Source organism: Desulfovibrio subterraneus (genome assembly GCF_013340285.1).
Lineage (GTDB): Bacteria > Desulfobacterota > Desulfovibrionia > Desulfovibrionales > Desulfovibrionaceae > Halodesulfovibrio > Halodesulfovibrio subterraneus.
The window spans coordinates 270247-285703 of sequence record NZ_BLVO01000012.1 but is presented as its reverse complement, the minus strand read 5'-3'; the positions used below and the strand labels follow the sequence as shown (position 1 = coordinate 285703).

General features: G+C 56.8%; 13 protein-coding genes and 1 tRNA gene. 5 read left to right on the top strand and 9 right to left on the bottom strand.

Annotated elements, in window-relative coordinates:
• Positions 1–273: 273 nt before the first annotated feature.
• Both HUV30_RS05235 and HUV30_RS05230 read right to left on the bottom strand, forming a co-directional pair.
• Positions 274–365, bottom strand: a tRNA-Ser gene (locus tag HUV30_RS05235).
• A 108-nt stretch (positions 366–473) separates the two neighbouring features.
• A complete protein-coding gene (locus HUV30_RS05230) occupies positions 474–2147 on the bottom strand; it encodes an ATP-binding protein (protein ID WP_174404688.1) in 1674 nt (557 codons plus the stop codon).
• A gap of 325 nt (positions 2148–2472) precedes the next feature.
• On the opposite strand from HUV30_RS05230, the gene rfbC reads away from it, so the two are divergent.
• From rfbC to qrcD, 5 genes are all read left to right on the top strand, one after another.
• A complete protein-coding gene (gene rfbC, locus HUV30_RS05225) occupies positions 2473–3024 on the top strand; it encodes a dTDP-4-dehydrorhamnose 3,5-epimerase (RefSeq protein WP_174404369.1) in 552 nt (183 codons plus the stop codon).
• A gap of 557 nt (positions 3025–3581) precedes the next feature.
• Positions 3582–4211, top strand: coding sequence for a menaquinone reductase multiheme cytochrome c subunit QrcA (gene qrcA / locus HUV30_RS05220; protein WP_174404368.1), 630 nt, complete (start codon positions 3582–3584; stop codon positions 4209–4211).
• 14 nt (positions 4212–4225) lie between these two features.
• Positions 4226–6295: a menaquinone reductase molybdopterin-binding-like subunit QrcB gene (gene qrcB, locus HUV30_RS05215; RefSeq protein ID WP_174404367.1), complete on the top strand. Its 2070-nt coding sequence runs from the start codon at positions 4226–4228 to the stop codon at positions 6293–6295.
• Between the two features lie 12 nt (positions 6296–6307).
• Positions 6308–7072 carry a menaquinone reductase iron-sulfur cluster-binding subunit QrcC gene (qrcC, locus tag HUV30_RS05210; RefSeq protein WP_174404366.1) on the top strand — a complete coding sequence of 255 codons (765 nt, stop codon included), beginning with the start codon at positions 6308–6310 and terminating at the stop codon, positions 7070–7072.
• 6 nt (positions 7073–7078) lie between these two features.
• Positions 7079–8341: a menaquinone reductase integral membrane subunit QrcD gene (gene qrcD / locus HUV30_RS05205; RefSeq protein WP_174404365.1), complete on the top strand. Its 1263-nt coding sequence runs from the start codon at positions 7079–7081 to the stop codon at positions 8339–8341.
• Between the two features lie 275 nt (positions 8342–8616).
• Here the strand turns inward: qrcD and HUV30_RS05200 are convergent, their stop codons facing one another.
• The 7 genes from HUV30_RS05200 to HUV30_RS05170 all read right to left on the bottom strand — a co-directional run bounded on the left by HUV30_RS05200 (position 8617) and on the right by HUV30_RS05170 (position 15422).
• Positions 8617–9612, bottom strand: coding sequence for a hypothetical protein (locus HUV30_RS05200; RefSeq protein WP_243452076.1), 996 nt, complete (start codon positions 9610–9612; stop codon positions 8617–8619).
• Positions 9613–9745: 133 nt separating this feature from the next.
• Positions 9746–10405: a flagellar brake protein gene (locus tag HUV30_RS05195; RefSeq protein ID WP_174404364.1), complete on the bottom strand. Its 660-nt coding sequence runs from the start codon at positions 10403–10405 to the stop codon at positions 9746–9748.
• A gap of 183 nt (positions 10406–10588) precedes the next feature.
• Positions 10589–11053 (bottom strand): ribonuclease HI, encoded by a 465-nt coding sequence (gene rnhA / locus HUV30_RS05190; RefSeq protein WP_174404363.1) that lies wholly within the window; start codon positions 11051–11053, stop codon positions 10589–10591.
• A 142-nt stretch (positions 11054–11195) separates the two neighbouring features.
• Positions 11196–11693: a TPM domain-containing protein gene (locus HUV30_RS05185; protein WP_174404362.1), complete on the bottom strand. Its 498-nt coding sequence runs from the start codon at positions 11691–11693 to the stop codon at positions 11196–11198.
• Positions 11693–13471 carry an aldehyde ferredoxin oxidoreductase N-terminal domain-containing protein gene (locus HUV30_RS05180; RefSeq protein WP_174404361.1) on the bottom strand — a complete coding sequence of 593 codons (1779 nt, stop codon included), beginning with the start codon at positions 13469–13471 and terminating at the stop codon, positions 11693–11695. Before HUV30_RS05180 ends, HUV30_RS05185 begins: the two co-directional genes overlap by 1 nt.
• The gene (locus HUV30_RS05175) at positions 13461–14012 is read right to left on the bottom strand and encodes a 4Fe-4S binding protein (RefSeq protein WP_174404360.1); all 552 of its coding nucleotides are present in this window, start codon (positions 14010–14012) and stop codon (positions 13461–13463) included. Before HUV30_RS05175 ends, HUV30_RS05180 begins: the two co-directional genes overlap by 11 nt.
• 36 nt (positions 14013–14048) lie before the next feature.
• Positions 14049–15422 carry a phosphomannomutase/phosphoglucomutase gene (locus HUV30_RS05170; RefSeq protein WP_174404359.1) on the bottom strand — a complete coding sequence of 458 codons (1374 nt, stop codon included), beginning with the start codon at positions 15420–15422 and terminating at the stop codon, positions 14049–14051.
• Between the last annotated feature and the right edge of the window lie 35 nt (positions 15423–15457).

Below are 15457 nucleotides of genomic sequence, written 5' to 3'. Positions count from 1 at the left end.
TTCAACCCTGCGTCATACTTATGATAAGCACACAGATATTTGGGCAGCCAACATGAAGTGCACCCGAATGGTATGCACGTATTCCCGCTCGGCAGAAGGAAGCACACCCTCAGATCGTGTGAAACCTGAATCACTTGCAAACTGGAAATGACAGGGGGGAGCAGAAAATGACACAGGCTTGCACCTCGCAATATGTACCACCAAGGTATTCCAAGGTTGTCCATTTGCCGTACAAGCCTGAAAAAGATTGCCCTTCAAGGCAGTTATGCTCAATGGCGGAAGGGGTGAGATTCGAACTCACGGACGTCGTAAAACGTCGGCAGTTTTCAAGACTGCTGCAATAAACCGGGCTCTGCCACCCTTCCGCTTGATTATGACCGTTGCGGCCATGCCGCGCGGGAAACGGTGTATATATGTTTCCCGCAGAAAGTGCAAGGCCGCAAAAGCATTGCCACCGGCCCGCCTGACTAATTCTATGCCTGATTCTGCAAAAGGTACTTCAAAATCAGGCTGAGCAGGTTGTCCGAGTTGATGGGCTTGCCGATGTAGTCGTCCATACCGGCGGCAAGAAACTGCTCCCGGTCGCCCTTCATGGCGTGAGCCGTCATGGCAATTATCGGCACCGTAGAAGGAGTCTTCAACCCGCTGGAGGCACGCACGGCCTTTGCCGCGCCCATCCCATCCATTTCGGGCATGGCAATATCCATAAGAATAAGATCGAACTCCCTTTCCCGCAACGCAGGTATCACCTCGGTTCCATCAGACACGGCCTGCACTTCAAAGCCCTGCTTCTTCAGGAACTTTTCGATATACAAGAGGTTTACCGGATGATCCTCGGCAACGAGGATGCGACCACGGCAGGCCGCAACCGGCTTTTTCTCTGCGCTGCCTGCTTTGCGGGCTACGGGCTTCTCCTCAAGGTACGCCAGCTGGAAGGGAATGATGAAGCTGAACCGGGCACCCTGTCCCGGCGCACTCTTGACCTTGATGTTGCCACCCATGAGCTCGACGAGCCTTTTGCAGATGGCAAGGCCGAGCCCTGTACCCTGATGCCGACGTGAGAATGAGCCGTCTGCCTGCGCAAAGCTGTCGAAGATGCGCTCCTGATGGGCCTCGAGAATTCCCGAGCCCGTATCAGTAACAGAAAATTCAATTTCGACCGAATTGTCGGGAAAGTCCTGCACCACATCCACAGCCAGCTGCACCTGCCCCGATTCGGTAAACTTGAGTGCATTGTCCAGCAGGTTCACAAGCACCTGACGCAGGCGCAGCGGATCTCCCATCAGACCGTCGGGAACGGAATCCGGAACGGAGAAACGGAAGTCGAGCCCCCGCTCTTCAGCGCGGTGCACAAACATGGTGTGCAGAGCTGACAGGCGCTTTCGAAGCCGGAAGGCCTGATTATCAAGCTCAATGACGCCCGCTTCGATCTTGGAGAAATCCAGAATGTCATTGATGAGCGCCAGCAGAGATTCAGCCGAGTTCTGGACTGATTCCAGATACTCACGCTGCTCTTCGTCCAGTTCGGTATCCATGGCCAGATCAAGCATGCCCAGCACCCCGTTCATAGGCGTACGTATTTCGTGGCTCATGGATGCAAGAAATTCGCTTTTGGCCTTGTTCGCCGCATCTGCGGCTTCCTTGGCAACACGCAGCTCGCGTTCCATCTTGCGGGTGGCGGTAACATCGCGCACATACTCTGCCACCATGGAACAGTCTTCGCTCTTGCAGGCAACCGGAAACACAGTGATAGAACGATATTCCCGCGTCTGAGGATTGTAGAGCTCGATGACTTTCTGCTTTCTGGTCTCAAAAACCTCTTCGACCTGACACTGATCGCAATACTTCTCGCCCCTGAAAAAACAGCCGAAGCAGACGGTACCGTCTCTGTCTCCGCCCCTGTTCTCCCAGTAGGTATCCTCTTCGCTCCAGTTGCTGAAGACAACCTTCTCAGCACGGTCGTGCACCGTCAGCTTGTCAGGAATGGCGTTCAGGATATCCTCAAGCAGCTGTCGCTCACGCTGCAACCGTTCCACCGTCTCTTCAAGCGCGGCATGAGACTCACGCAGCGAAAGAAGCTGCTCGCGCAACACCTCGACATCAGACCCGGCATCACTCACAGAGGACACGCCCGATGCATTCGCCATTCCGGCGATATCATTTTTAACAACACTCATTTTCTGAACCAGCCCCTTACCACAGCATGCCGGCAATAATACCCCGAAACCCTGCCTCCACGCCCCCCACGGGCCTGTGCATCCGGTTCGCAGTCGTGCATACTGCACGATATTCGGCAATCCTTATACCTATGCGTACCACACTTGGGAAGGGGGCAAGACGTTTTTTTGAGAAACCCGCCCCTGCTTCACACCTCTTTCCAACCCCGCCGGGTTCATGTACACTTGTCACAATCATTTTCGGGCAAGCTAACATGCCCCTATTATTATGATACTACCAGCCAAGGAGTTGGGCTTGCAGATCGTACAAACCGGCATTCCGGGGCTGGTCGTCCTGGAACCCAAAGTTCACGGAGACCACCGCGGTTTCTTCATTGAAACGTACCGTAAGGAAACCCTGCAACAGGCAGGGCTGCCGCACGACTTTGTGCAGGACAATCACGCCCGCTCCGAGCAGGCAGGCGTTCTTCGCGGACTGCATTTCCAGCTGCCACCGGTATCACAGGCTAAACTGGTGTGGGTAACACGCGGCTCTGTCTTTGACGTTGCAGTTGATCTGCGGGCCGGATCGCCCACCTTCAAGCAATGCTACACGCTTGTTCTCTCCGAACAGAATTTCAAACGCCTGCTCATTCCGCGCGGCTTTGCGCATGGCTACATGACTCTGGAGCGGGGAACCGAGTTCCAGTACAAGGTCGACGCCTACTACGATCCCAAGATGGAAGGGGGAATCGCGTGGAATGACCCCGACCTCGCCATAGAATGGCCGGATATGGCACCCGTTTTATCTGAAAAAGACAAGCTGCTGCCGGCATTGCGGGACTTCGCCACGCCTTTTGTCTACTAACGGCAAACACATCCCGCTCCGCCATCTTCCGGTTTCAACGCACCCCATGTCTGTGACAATCAGTCAGCATGATTCGGGTCTGACACGGTATCCCATGTCCGGCCCTCGGGCTATCAGATGTTCCCTGCGGGGAATCCATACAAGGCACGCAAGTCGCGGCTCTGCGCCGGGCTCAAGCACGCCCTGCACACTGACGTGCGCGTTTGTGCCAAACAAGGACAAACGCCTCGCGCCCACACCTCTCACTGACAGAACGCTCGCAGAACATCACCCGCATCGCAAGACACATCCATTTTGAAAGGACGCATTCACCGGAGATCATTGAATCCGGAATCGGGCGTAAAAATGACAGGGCGAGTCTGATCACCCTGAATGCGTAAATGGAAGGATGAGAGCGTATTTTTCTACTTCCAATACATACAGTCGGTTACCGCTGCAGACGCTGAGTTCGTGAATTATTTCACCTTGACACGGCAATTGGCTTCCGCTTAGGTAATGGGCGTGGCAATTGTGGGCATTTTTTTTAATTTTTCAAACCAGCTATGAGGCGAAGGGTTATGGCGGACAGGCATTTACATCCTGCCAACGGGAACAGCGCGTCCGGCCAGTTTGGCGGCGCAGCCCCGTTCTTCGTAGGTCTGGTAGTGGCACTCATCTTGGGCTGGTGGGCGTTCCCGCAGATGCTTTATTCACAGAAGCATCAGCCGATACGTTTCAGCCATAAGGTGCATATGGAGGGTGCAGGCATGGAATGTTCGTCATGCCACTTCCTCCGTGAAGACGGTACTTTTGCGGGTCTCCCCACCACGGAAAGCTGTGCAGAATGTCACAGCGAACCCATGGGAAGCGATCCTGAAGAGGTCCGTTTCATTGAAGAATATGTAAACACCGGCAAGGAAGTCGAATGGCTTGTCTATCAAAAACAGCCGGACAACGTGTTCTTCAGCCATGCGGCTCACTCGATGGATTCGTGCAACAAGTGTCACGAATTTACCGAGACCGAGCTTTGTTCTTCGTGCCATCCCAATGTGGCCGAAACGGACGAAGCCCCGGTTTACTATGAAAACAAGCTGACCAAGTACAGCAAGCAGACCATGAAGATGTGGCGCTGCGAGGAATGCCATGCTCACCCTGAGCACTACGGCACCACTCGTTCCAGCAACGCATGTTATGTCTGCCATAAGTAAAAGGGGTGGTTTCAATGGCAGTTGATAGAAGAGGTTTTCTCAAGTTCGTCGCGGGCGTCAGCGCAGGCGTTATGGTAACGCCGATTCCGTGGAAACTGCTCGACGACGCAAGTATTTGGACCCAGAACTGGCCTTGGATTCCCTCCAACGTAGATGGCGCAAGCACCTATGTCTCCACCGTGAGCAAGCTGTGTCCTTCCTGCGTGGGCATGAAGGTTCGTCTTGTGGGCGACCGCCCTGTGCGCATCCTCCCCGACGAAAACCATCCGCTTTCCAAGGGCGGTATCTCCCCCCTGGCAGTTGCTGAAGCACAGATGCTCCACAGCCCCGCGCGCGTCATGCGTCCGCTGAAGAAGGCTGCAGACGGTGCATATGTTGCCATCAGCTGGGAAGAAGCCGACGCCATGCTGGCCGAGAAACTCGGTGCAGCAAAGGGCGGCATCGCATGTGTGTCCGGTGACGAAACCGGCACCATCAACGAAGTTCTTTCCGCAATCGCCGTCCAGGCGGGTTCCGGTAACTTCTACCTGATGCCCACCGAAGCGCAGCCCGCAGCCAAGGCCGTTGCAGCCATGGGCGGCAAGGGTCAGCTCGGTTACGACATCGAAAACAGCGACTACGTTCTCGCCATTGGCGCAAACGTACTCGAAACCTGGGGCACCGTTATCCGCAACCGTGCGGCATACAAGGCTGCCCGTCCCCATGGCGAAGAACCCGCAGTTCAGTACGTGTTTGCCGGTCCTGTGCAGAACAGCACCGCAGCAGGCGCTGACCAGTGGGTGCCCATCAAGGCCGGCACCGAAGGCGTTTTCGCTCTCGGTATCGCGCATCTGCTCATCAAGGCCGGGGCAAGGGCCGATGCTGCAGACTTCGACGCATTCCGCAGCCTTGTTGAAGCATACAACCCCGCCAAGGTTGCCGAGATCACCGGCACCAACCCCGAACAGCTCAAGAGTGTGGCCGGCGCACTGATGAAGGCCCGCACTCCTCTGGTAATCACCGGTTCCGACTTCGGTCAGGGCACCGGTGCCGCCACTGTCATGGCAGGTGTTGCCGTGAACATGCTGCTCGGTGGCATGAACCGCAAGGGCGGCCTCAAGCTGCTGCCCGTTGCCGAACCGGTGGTATCTTCTGCAATGACCCGCGCCGAGATGATGGGCAAGGACTTCGTGTCCTACATGTCCCGCATCAACGCAGGCAAGGAAAAGGCCCCCGCGGCCATGGTCTTCTACGAAGCCAACCCTGCCTATGCGCTGCCGCAGGCAACCAAGATGTCCGAAGTGCTGGCCAAGGTGCCCTTCAAGGCTACCTTCACCACCTTCCTTGATGAAACCGCGATGCTCTGCGACCTCGTGCTGCCCGTTCCCATGGGCCTTGAGCGTCTGGATGACGTTGCTACCCCGTACGGTTCCGGCCAGGCACTTTACTGCCTTGCCCGCCCCGTGGCTCCCATGCCCGCAAACGTGAAGCCCGCCGGCGACTACATTATCGCCCTTGCAGGAAAGCTCGGTTGCTCGCTTGGCGTAAGCTCATGGGAAGAAGTGCTGCAGGCCAAGGCTCAGGCCATGGGTGCAGACTGGGACAGTCTGATGGACGGCAACGTCTTCATGAGCGACGCCACCGTAAGCGCTTCCCTTTCCTTCGGTGCAGACGCTCTTGCAAAGAGCGTGGCCCCCAAGGCCAAGGAAGGCGACTTTGCAGTGGCTCCCGTCTTCAAGCTCGGCATCGGTACCGCAAAGACCGCCATCCCGCCGTACAACAACAAGCTTATCCGCCGCTGGGAACTGCAGGGCAATGAGCTGTACGTAGCGATGAATGGCGCCACCGCCCGCAAGCTCGGCGTGCTGATGCATGACAAGATCGTCATCAGCAACAAGAGCGGCAACCTGACCGCCCGCGTGAACATCTTCGAAGGCATCATGAACGACACCATTGCCGTTCTGATGGGCCTCGGTCACACCGCCTTCGACCAGTTCAGCAAAGGCAAGGGCGAGAACGTCATGCAGCTGCTGACCGTCGGTTTCGAAGCAGGAACGGGCCTTTCCGTCTGGAACATGGCCGGCGTCACCATCAGCAAGGCATAAGGGACGATCGTCATGCAAGTAAAAGAATTCAAAGTAAAATGGGGGATGGCAATCGACATCGATAAGTGTACCGGTTGCGGTGCCTGCATGGTTGCATGCCAGGCTGAAAACAACCTGTCTCCTATCGAAGATGCCTCCAACAAGATCAAGGTGATGAACTGGCTGGTAGTCTATGAGCTCAGCAACAAGAAGCCTTTCCCTGAGCATGATGTAGCGTACCTGCCCCGCCCCTGCCAGCAGTGCGGCCACCCGCCCTGCGTATCGGTCTGCCCCGTTATTGCAACGGACAAGAACGAAGAAGGCGGCATTGTCAGCCAAATCTACCCCCGCTGCATCGGCTGCCGGTACTGCATGGCAGCGTGCCCTTACCATGCACGCTACTTCAACTGGCTTGACCCTGTGTGGCCCGAAGGCATGGAAAAGGCCCTCACCCCCGACGTATCCGTACGTCCCCGCGGTGTGGTCGAAAAGTGCACTTTCTGTCACCACCGCTTCATGCAGGCCAAGGACAAGGCAATCGTGGAAGGACGTGACCCCGAGGCTCTGGCCGACGGTGACTACGTTACTTCCTGTACCGAAGCTTGCCCGAACGGCGCTATCGTATTCGGCGATCTGAACAATCCCGACCATCAGGTGTACCACCTGGCACGCTCCAAGTATGCCAGCCGCCTGCTCGAGCGCCTGCACGCCGACACTCAGGTATACTACATCAGCCGTCGCGAGTGGGTTCGCCGCCAGCTGGATAACTACCTGGATAATGAAAAGGTCAAGGGGTAGAACACCATGGAAAAGAACTACTCTCTTCCCGCTGATCATGATCTCTTCCCGGAAGGTGCACAGCGCTGTTCCCTGCTGAAGTTCATGATCTGGATGGGACTTGTCGGTGTGGTCGCTGCCTGGGGTCTCTACGCCGCGTACAAGGTGCTCAGCACCGGTCTTGGCGTAACCGGACTGGACGACTACTTCGGCTTCGGCCTCTGGATTACCTTCGACCTCGCCGTCATCGCCCTCGGCGCAGGTGCGTTCTTCACCGGTCTGCTCAGATACATCCTGAACATCGACCCCCTGAAGAACATCATCAACCTGACGGTTATCGTAGGGTTCATCTGTTACTCAGGCGCCATGCTCATTCTGGTTCTCGACGTAGGTCAGCCGATTCGCGCATGGTTCGGTTACTGGCACGCCAACGTACACTCCATGCTCACAGAAGTTATCTTCTGTATCACGTGTTACCTTATCGTGCTGATCATCGAATACGTACCGCTCATCCTTGAACAGAAGCAGCTTAACCGCAATCCGCTGCTGCATCACATCGCGCACAACCTGCACGTTATGATGCCTCTGTTCGCCGGTATCGGTGCGTTCCTTTCCACCTTCCACCAGGGCTCTCTCGGTGGCATGTACGGCGTGCTCTTCGCCCGCCCCTATGTCTTCCGCGAAGGTTTCTTCGTATGGCCCTGGACCTTCTTCCTGTTCGTCATTTCCGCTGTGGGTTCCGGTCCGGTGTTCACCGTACTGATCGCCACCATCATGGAAAAGATGACCGGCAAGAAGCTGGTAAGCTGGGAAATCAAGAGCCTCATGGGCAAGATCGCCGGTTCCATGCTGTTCGTGTACCTGATCTTCAAGTTCATGGACACCTACGGCTGGATCAATACCATCCTGCCCAACGCGGGTCTTACTTTCGAACAGAACTTCTATGGAAACATATACGGCCAGTGGTTGCTCTGGACTGAACTGGGTCTCTGCGGTGTGCTGCCCTGCATCATCCTGCTCGTTCCCAGCCTGCGCAACAACCCTGCACTGTTCTACTCCGCCGCCCTGCTCGACTGCATCGGTGTAACCATCAACCGCTACGTCTTCACGGTTCAGGCACTGGCTATGCCGGTAATGCCCTTTGACAGCTGGGAAACGTATGCACCGAACTGGGCGGAATGGGGCTCCAGTGCACTGGTTGTCGCTTACGGCGCCATCGTGCTCTCGCTCTCTTACCGCTACCTGCCGGTCTTCCCGCAGGAGAAAAAGCTGAATGCGACCAAGGCATAACGCCTGAGTCACATATACGGTATAAGCTCAAAGTAGTTGAACCCCGGCACGGCCCCCACCCGTCCCGGGGTTCTTCTTTTGCCATGCAAAACGGCCGCTCTTCCCTGAAGAGCGGCCGTTTCATGAAGCGCAAAGATCGCAACCAGCATCCGCTGGTCACGCCCCCTCCAGGGCAAAGACTTCAAACTTTCAATCCCACACCAGCCCCTGCATGCGGCAGAACTCTACGAGCGGAGCGGCACTGTTCGGTCATCAAGCTTGCAGACCGGCGCTGCCTACGCGGTCCACCAGTAATAGAGGGCGGCCATCAACGCGATGGAAGCAGCCCTGAGCACCTGATTGAAGGCGATAAGAAACAAGGCCAGACGCGGCTTGAAAATGCCCGCATAGGAAGGGAACTGATGCCTGAATGCCCGCATGGGGGATGAAAGGATGTTGCCCACAAGCAGAGTCATCACAACATCCCGCGCAGTCAGCGTTCCGGCATGCAATAGTTGTCCGGCGGCGGCAAGTGCGGCGGCGAACTCTGCGGCAAGATGCATGAGCACCACGCTGATTCCGGCAGGATTGAGAAAGTTCAGCACGCCCACCCTGCCTTCCATCATTGCCTGCAGAGAATCGAACCCACCAGTCTTATTCATAACATACATCAGCAAATACACCGGCATGGTGATGTAGAGAATGCGCGGCAGGCGCTGCCGAAACCGTCGCCAGCTCTTGCGCAGCGCATCCTTCCAGCTGTTGCTTCGTTCTTCTTCAAGACGGCAGGTTATGCACCCTTCCGGTAACGGGGGCAGCATGATGCGGCCAGCCGCCACGGTTCCCAAAGTGCGGAGAATGGCAGCCGCGAGCACCAGCCCCACATACGTAAAGGCTGCATCCCCAATGAACGGGACCGCCATGAAGAACATGGATGGCAGATGGAGAAAAAAGGCCGGTGTGCTGTTAAACAGGTTGGCAAAGACAAGTTCCCGACGGGAGATTTCCCCCTTCTCGTAGCTGCCTGCCAGCATGGTGTTGGCCGTAATGGTGGAAAAAAAGGCCATGGAAAAGGATGCACCCGAGATATCCCGCAAATGCCCCATACGCACAAGAGGAGCGGCAATGCGCGCTACCCCGTGTGTCCAGTTAAGCGCCTCGATGATATTCCCCAGCATGAGGCCCGCTGCGATGAAAAATACGAGCCTGAGCATGGGCTTGATCAACCCCGCCCACAGCACGGGCCAATCCGTGAATCCAAGCTGATGCAACAGGTCCATAAAATTCTCCATTATTCCCTCTTACGCTTCCGTACCGGGCATGTAAACTCTGCAACCCGTATGTGCTGAAAACGCGACAAAAGAAAAAGCCATGCCGCGCAAAAACTGCACATGGCATGGCCCGCTTGTACTCCGTATACGACAGTTACAGGAAGGTCGAAACGGTTTCTATATACTCTCTGAGTCTTCTGGAGACACAGGGGTCAAGATCAGTGAAAGCCGCCCCCACGGTCATGGTCGACTTTTCTATTTCGACATTGCGGCACACGCATGAAAGCGTTGCATCTTCGCCTGCAAACAGATTGCCCTTGATAACCAGCATCTCGTCCGAATCGAGCTTGCGCACAGCATCCGAACTCTTCACTTCGAAGCAGATTTTGCATCCGCCGGCAGAAAGATCCACAATGGCTGCCTTGTGCACCCCGTGCGAAGAATGCACCTCTGTGGGAATGATGCATTTGAGGCGTTTATCCGACCGCAGCTCATACTGCTCCAGACTATCGGGAAACTCCACGAAAACCAGAGAGGAAGGCTTGCTGATATGGTTGATGACATGTGTCTTGAAGCCGATGATGGTCCCCTGAAACATGTATCTGATCGTCAGTCCTTCGCCGGGCATCATGCGGTTGCGAATACCCGGTACCAGCGGCATCTTGAGGATGAGATACTCATAAGGGTTCAGTCCGATCAGTTCGGTACCATGCTTGCTTTCCGAACCATACAGGCTCATGAGCATTTTAGTGCCAAGCTGTATATCAAGCTTCATGCCGGGGTTACGAGTTCGCAAAGCCACCGCCTGCTGCATGATGACTATCTCTCCTCTGAGTGTGCCGTAGTATTTCGTCTGTATTTACCTGTCTGCAGGCACTTAGACAATGAGAATTATTCTTTATTATAGCGTAACCTGATACATCGATGAAAAAGGACAGGTCCGGACTACCGAACCTGTCCCTGAAAAACAGCATCGTGCTACACGGTATGCGCAGGTTTACGCCTCGTGCCCCGGATCAGCCGGCTGCCCCTTGCGGCCTGCCTCTGTACGGGCCAGAACGTCACAGCGCTCATTTTCGGGATGCCCGCTGTGTCCCCGTACCCAGTGGAACTGCACGGTATGCTTCTTCAGCATCGGCACAAGCCGTTCCCACAGGTCGCGGTTCTTCACAGGCTGCTTGCCTGCGGTCTTCCAGCCGTTCTTCTGCCAGTTCACCAGCCACTTCTTCTCAACTGCATTACGCACGTACTGCGAGTCTGTGTACAGGTCGACCTTGCACTCCTCAGTCAGGGCAGACAGCCCTTCAAGAACGGCAAGAATCTCCATGCGGTTATTGGTTGTCAGCGAAAAACCGCCGGACAACTCCTTTTCCGTGCCATTACAGCGAAGAATGGTGCCCCAGCCGCCGGGGCCGGGGTTTCCGAGACAGGAACCATCCGTGAATATCTGAACTTGCTTCATATATGTCATTCACCTGATACCGCCCGGCTGTCTGAAAACGGGCGGTGCGTAGCTGGCAACCGGACAGGCAGTAATCTGCCCGTTCCGGTCAAATAATAGTAGTTTCAAGCCGCATGCGAGCGAACCGTGCTGGCCGGTCCTGCTAACCGCCCCCCATGTCCAACCACAACCGGGTCAACGCGTCTGCGAGCCCCTGCTGCCATTGGCCCTTTTGAAAATAGGGGCCGAAATGCTCGTTCTGCATACGGTACAGGTAATCATCTCCCAAAGCCTTGCGCAGCAATGTGGGGAACTCGACCAGCACCTGCTGTGTCTGCGGATTTATGCCTATGAACAGGGTCTTGCTGTCCATATCCGGCAACGCGACCGGCGAGGTGCGAATCTGCAGACGCAGCTTTATGCCATATACTTCCTTCAATTCGGCGGCATACTCGCGCAAGGCTGCCCGCTGGTCGGCAGTGAGCACATTGGCTTCATCCCACACAGCCCCCCGCGAGTTGATATCGCGGAGGTTCGCTCCGATCTGATACCAGAAGGCCACGCCCACGAGCACAACCACGGTAATCAGCAGCATCGAGCGGAGAAAGAGTTCAGACCCGCTCTCGGCCTTGATGAGCGGGCCCCTGGAGCGGAACAGCATTACCCCTCCTCTCCTCCGGAAATGGCAGGAGCCTTTGCCGCCATATCCAGAATAGCCTGTTCGTAACGCCTGCGCACATCGTTCATGTAGGCCTCGTCAATGCCGCCCTTCCATGTGACAACCTCTGAATACCGCTTGGGTATACGCACGGCGTGCACATCAAAACCGGTGCGGCATTTGAGATTCCAGCGCAGGGCCTGCATGGCTTTGCCGGCCGTGCCGAGATTGGCGGCCACATCTGCAAGTCCCACCGATTCGAGGCACTCGCCTATGCGATCAGGGCCATACGAGGCGCGGGCAAACATACAGGAAACCATGCTGTTGATGAGGATGCGCTTGTACTCGTCATCCACGAGGAAGTCCACAGCCTTGCCTGCATCCTTGTCCTTGGCGCTCTGGTCCCACGAATAGCCGCCGGAATCCAGATGCGAATGGCGGAACCCGTATGCCTGTGCGACGAAGAACACTTCGCCCGTGGCATAGCCCGCCATTTCCTGCCCGAGAACACAGGCATAATCCGCGCCGCCGTATATGTCGGCCGCTTTGAGCGTACCGGTACCCAGCACACGGTAAAACTCGTTGCTCGCCATGCCCAGATGACGCAGCGCTTCCAGAAAGCCCTGCACCTCACCGAAGCGTATGGGAACAATGGTTTCCTTCTCGCTCAACACACCCTTTTCCGAAGCCTCGGCAACCCATGCGAGCGCCACACCGGAACTCATGCAGTCCAGTCCCAGCTTTTCTGTCTCGTCCAGCAGGGCCAGCACATCTGAGGCGTCTGTCAGCCCCAGCATGGTTCCCTGTGCGAAAATGGACTCATAGTCGTAGGAAACCTGCTTGTAGAGAAACTCATGGTCCTTGGCGAACTGCTGACGCAGCAGGCCGATATGGATACACCCCACGGGGCAGCCCGCACAGGCCGTCTGGCGCAGCAGGAACTTGTCGGCAAAAGTCTCGCCGGAAACGCCGTCTATGCGCTCGTCCGATGTCTTCTGCAGGTTGTTCCACGGCAGGGCCTTGAGCTCGTTCAGTGCCAGCAGGTTGGCCGGAGTTCCGAGGTCATGATACTTGCGCATCTTGTCCGTGGCGGTGATGTCCTTGTACACCTCGCGCATAAGCTTGGCGTAGGCATTGCCTTCGGGCAGCACAAACGATCCGTCGCCCTGCACAACAATACCCTTGAGGTTCTTGGCCCCCATCACAGCCCCGGCACCGAGCCTGCCGAAATGGCGGAAGGAATCCACATTAATGCAAGCGTAATGCACACCGCGCTCTCCGGAAGGTCCTATGCGGATGCAGGAACGGTGGCCCGAGCTGCTCTTGCCGAAACGGCGCAGATACTTACCGGCGGAGAAAACGTCTGCTCCGCGCAGATAGCTCACATCATGCACATCCACGGTGCGCGCGCCGACCACCAGTGCAGAAAGGCCGCGTGCCGCCCCCGTGACCATAAGCGCATCATACCCTGCAAAGCGCAGCGACAGGGCAAGCCTGCCACCGGCGTGGCTCTCTGCCCACTCGCCCGTATAGGGCGAACGGAATCCGCACACCACCTTGCTCATGAGCGGGAAGAAGCCTGTAAGCGGGCCCACGGCAAATATCAGAGGCTGTCTTGGGTCCAGCGCCGGAGCCTCCGGCAGGCCATATGTTGCATACAGGGCTGCGGCAAGACCGCTGCCGCCCAGATGCTCGGCTCTGCTGCCGAAACGCAGCACACGGGAGCGACCTGTTTCAAGGTCGACATGCAATACGCGGGAATAGCTGTAATCAGTACGCATCGCTCACCCCTTTGGCTGCCTGACCGTCCGTGGGAACATCCGTGGAAACATTCGTGGAAGCGTCCGTGGAAACGCCCGTGGAAGCGTCCGTGGAAACACCTGTGGAGCCACCCTCTCCGGCGGTTTCATGCACCGAATCAGGGGCATCGACAAGTTCCAGACACCCGTGCGGACAGAAGGCCACACACCGCCCGCAGTGAATACACAGATAGGGGACATTCTCTTCCGGTTCCATGTATATGGCATCCACGGGGCAGGCTGCGGCACATTTGCCGCAGCGGATGCAGAGATCGCGTTCCTGTTTCACGCCACCGCCCTTACGCTGTGTCAGCGAACCGGTGGGACACGCCGCAGCACAGGGTGCAGGATCACAGGCCACGCACAAATGCGCTTCAAAGCCGGTGGAAAGGCCGCCAGCCGACGCAATGCGTATACCCGCCGTGTTCCACGACAGTTTTCTGTGCACCAGACGGGCGCACGCCAGCGAACAGGAATGGCATCCGATACACCGCTCCATCTTGTTTGCCCGCAATATCTTCATCTCAGCCGCCTTCATCCGCGCACAGGGCGCGAAGCGTTATATTTGTCCGCCCGCTTCGGCTATCCATTCCAGAAGCGGCGTTTCCATCATCGTCCGTATCTCATCAAGTCTATCTCCGGTCTGCGCCTCATAACGCATCACAAGCACCGGCTGCGTATTGGATGCGCGCACCAGTCCCCATCCGTCCGGAAAATTCAGTCGCACGCCATCAATATCTATTACATCATCATGACGTGCCCGAAAATAATCCTGTGCTTTTTTTATGACGGCAAACTTCACAGCATCCGGACACGGTACGTGCAATTCCGGCGTACTACACGCATGGGGCCACCCCGGCAGTTCCGTCAGGGGTTTTTTCTGCGCGGAAAGGATGGAGGCCATGCGCGCCGCAGCATACACGGCATCGTCAAAGCCGAACCAGCCCTCGTTGAAGAACATGTGACCGGAAAGCTCGCCCGCCATGGGGGCGTTTTCCTCAAGCATCTTGGCCTTCATCACGGAATGCCCCGTCACCCACATCATGGTTCTGCCACCGTGCTGACGGATATCGTCAAACAGGCGGTGAGAGCACTTCACATCCCCGATGAGCAGACTGCCGGGCAATCTGGCCAGCACATCACGGGCAAACAGGCTGAAAAGTTCATCACCAAGCAGCAGCCTGCCTCCGGCATCCACTATGCCGAGCCTGTCGGCATCGCCATCCAGCCCTATGCCCAGATCAGCACCGGTAGCACGCATGCGGCCGATGAGGTCCGTCATGTACGCCTCTATGGTAGGGTCGGGATGGTGATTGGGAAAGTCACCATCCGGCTCGCAGTACATTTCCTCAACCTCGCAGCCCATGCGGCGCAATATGCGGGCGCAGACTTCGCCCCCTGCGCCGTTGCCACCGTCTACCACAACCTTGAGCGGACGGGAAAGCCGGTTGCGTTCAAGCACAGCGGCCTCATAATCCGGCACAATGTCAAACTCGCAGCCAATGCCCTGCCCTTCGGCAAATTCGCCGGAGGCCATGATCTCATAAATTTCGCGTATGGCAGTGGTGTGCACGGTCCCGCGTCCGGCCCAGACCTTGAAGCCATTGTACTGCGGCGGGTTATGGCTCGCGGTTATCATGACCCCCGCCTGCCGCCCGAGATGCACAATGCCGAAATAGAGCAGCGGGGTTGCCACCATGCCCAGAGCGGTCACGTCCACTCCGGTGGAAAGCAATCCTCTGGTCAGGGCCTGCTGATAAGAAGGAGAGGAATGGCGGCAGTCGTACCCCACCACGGCATCACGATGCCCCCGGCGCACAAAGAAAGTGCCGATGGCCCTGCCCAGGCATTCCACCCATTCTTCGTCAAAATCGGAGCCCACCACGCCGCGTATGTCATATGCGCGGAAGACGGTTTCAGTCACTGGTTTCATGTTCGGGGAGTAGTCCTGAATAAAGTTTTGACAGA

Bases quoted from the DNA above. Each gene is read 5' to 3' on its own strand.
- HUV30_RS05180 (WP_174404361.1), bottom strand. From the start codon at position 13,471: ATGCGTACTGATTACAGCTATTCCCGCGTATTGCATGTCGACCTTGAA.
- qrcA (WP_174404368.1), top strand. From the start codon at position 3,582: ATGGCGGACAGGCATTTACATCCTGCCAACGGGAACAGCGCGTCCGGC.
- qrcB (WP_174404367.1), top strand. From the start codon at position 4,226: ATGGCAGTTGATAGAAGAGGTTTTCTCAAGTTCGTCGCGGGCGTCAGC.
- HUV30_RS05175 (WP_174404360.1), bottom strand. From the start codon at position 14,012: ATGAAGATATTGCGGGCAAACAAGATGGAGCGGTGTATCGGATGCCAT.
- HUV30_RS05230 (WP_174404688.1), bottom strand. From the start codon at position 2,147: ATGGCGAATGCATCGGGCGTGTCCTCTGTGAGTGATGCCGGGTCTGAT.
- HUV30_RS05170 (WP_174404359.1), bottom strand. From the start codon at position 15,422: ATGAAACCAGTGACTGAAACCGTCTTCCGCGCATATGACATACGCGGC.
- qrcD (WP_174404365.1), top strand. From the start codon at position 7,079: ATGGAAAAGAACTACTCTCTTCCCGCTGATCATGATCTCTTCCCGGAA.
- HUV30_RS05200 (WP_243452076.1), bottom strand. From the start codon at position 9,612: ATGGAGAATTTTATGGACCTGTTGCATCAGCTTGGATTCACGGATTGG.
- qrcC (WP_174404366.1), top strand. From the start codon at position 6,308: ATGCAAGTAAAAGAATTCAAAGTAAAATGGGGGATGGCAATCGACATC.
- rnhA (WP_174404363.1), bottom strand. From the start codon at position 11,053: ATGAAGCAAGTTCAGATATTCACGGATGGTTCCTGTCTCGGAAACCCC.
- HUV30_RS05185 (WP_174404362.1), bottom strand. From the start codon at position 11,693: ATGCTGTTCCGCTCCAGGGGCCCGCTCATCAAGGCCGAGAGCGGGTCT.
- HUV30_RS05195 (WP_174404364.1), bottom strand. From the start codon at position 10,405: ATGCAGCAGGCGGTGGCTTTGCGAACTCGTAACCCCGGCATGAAGCTT.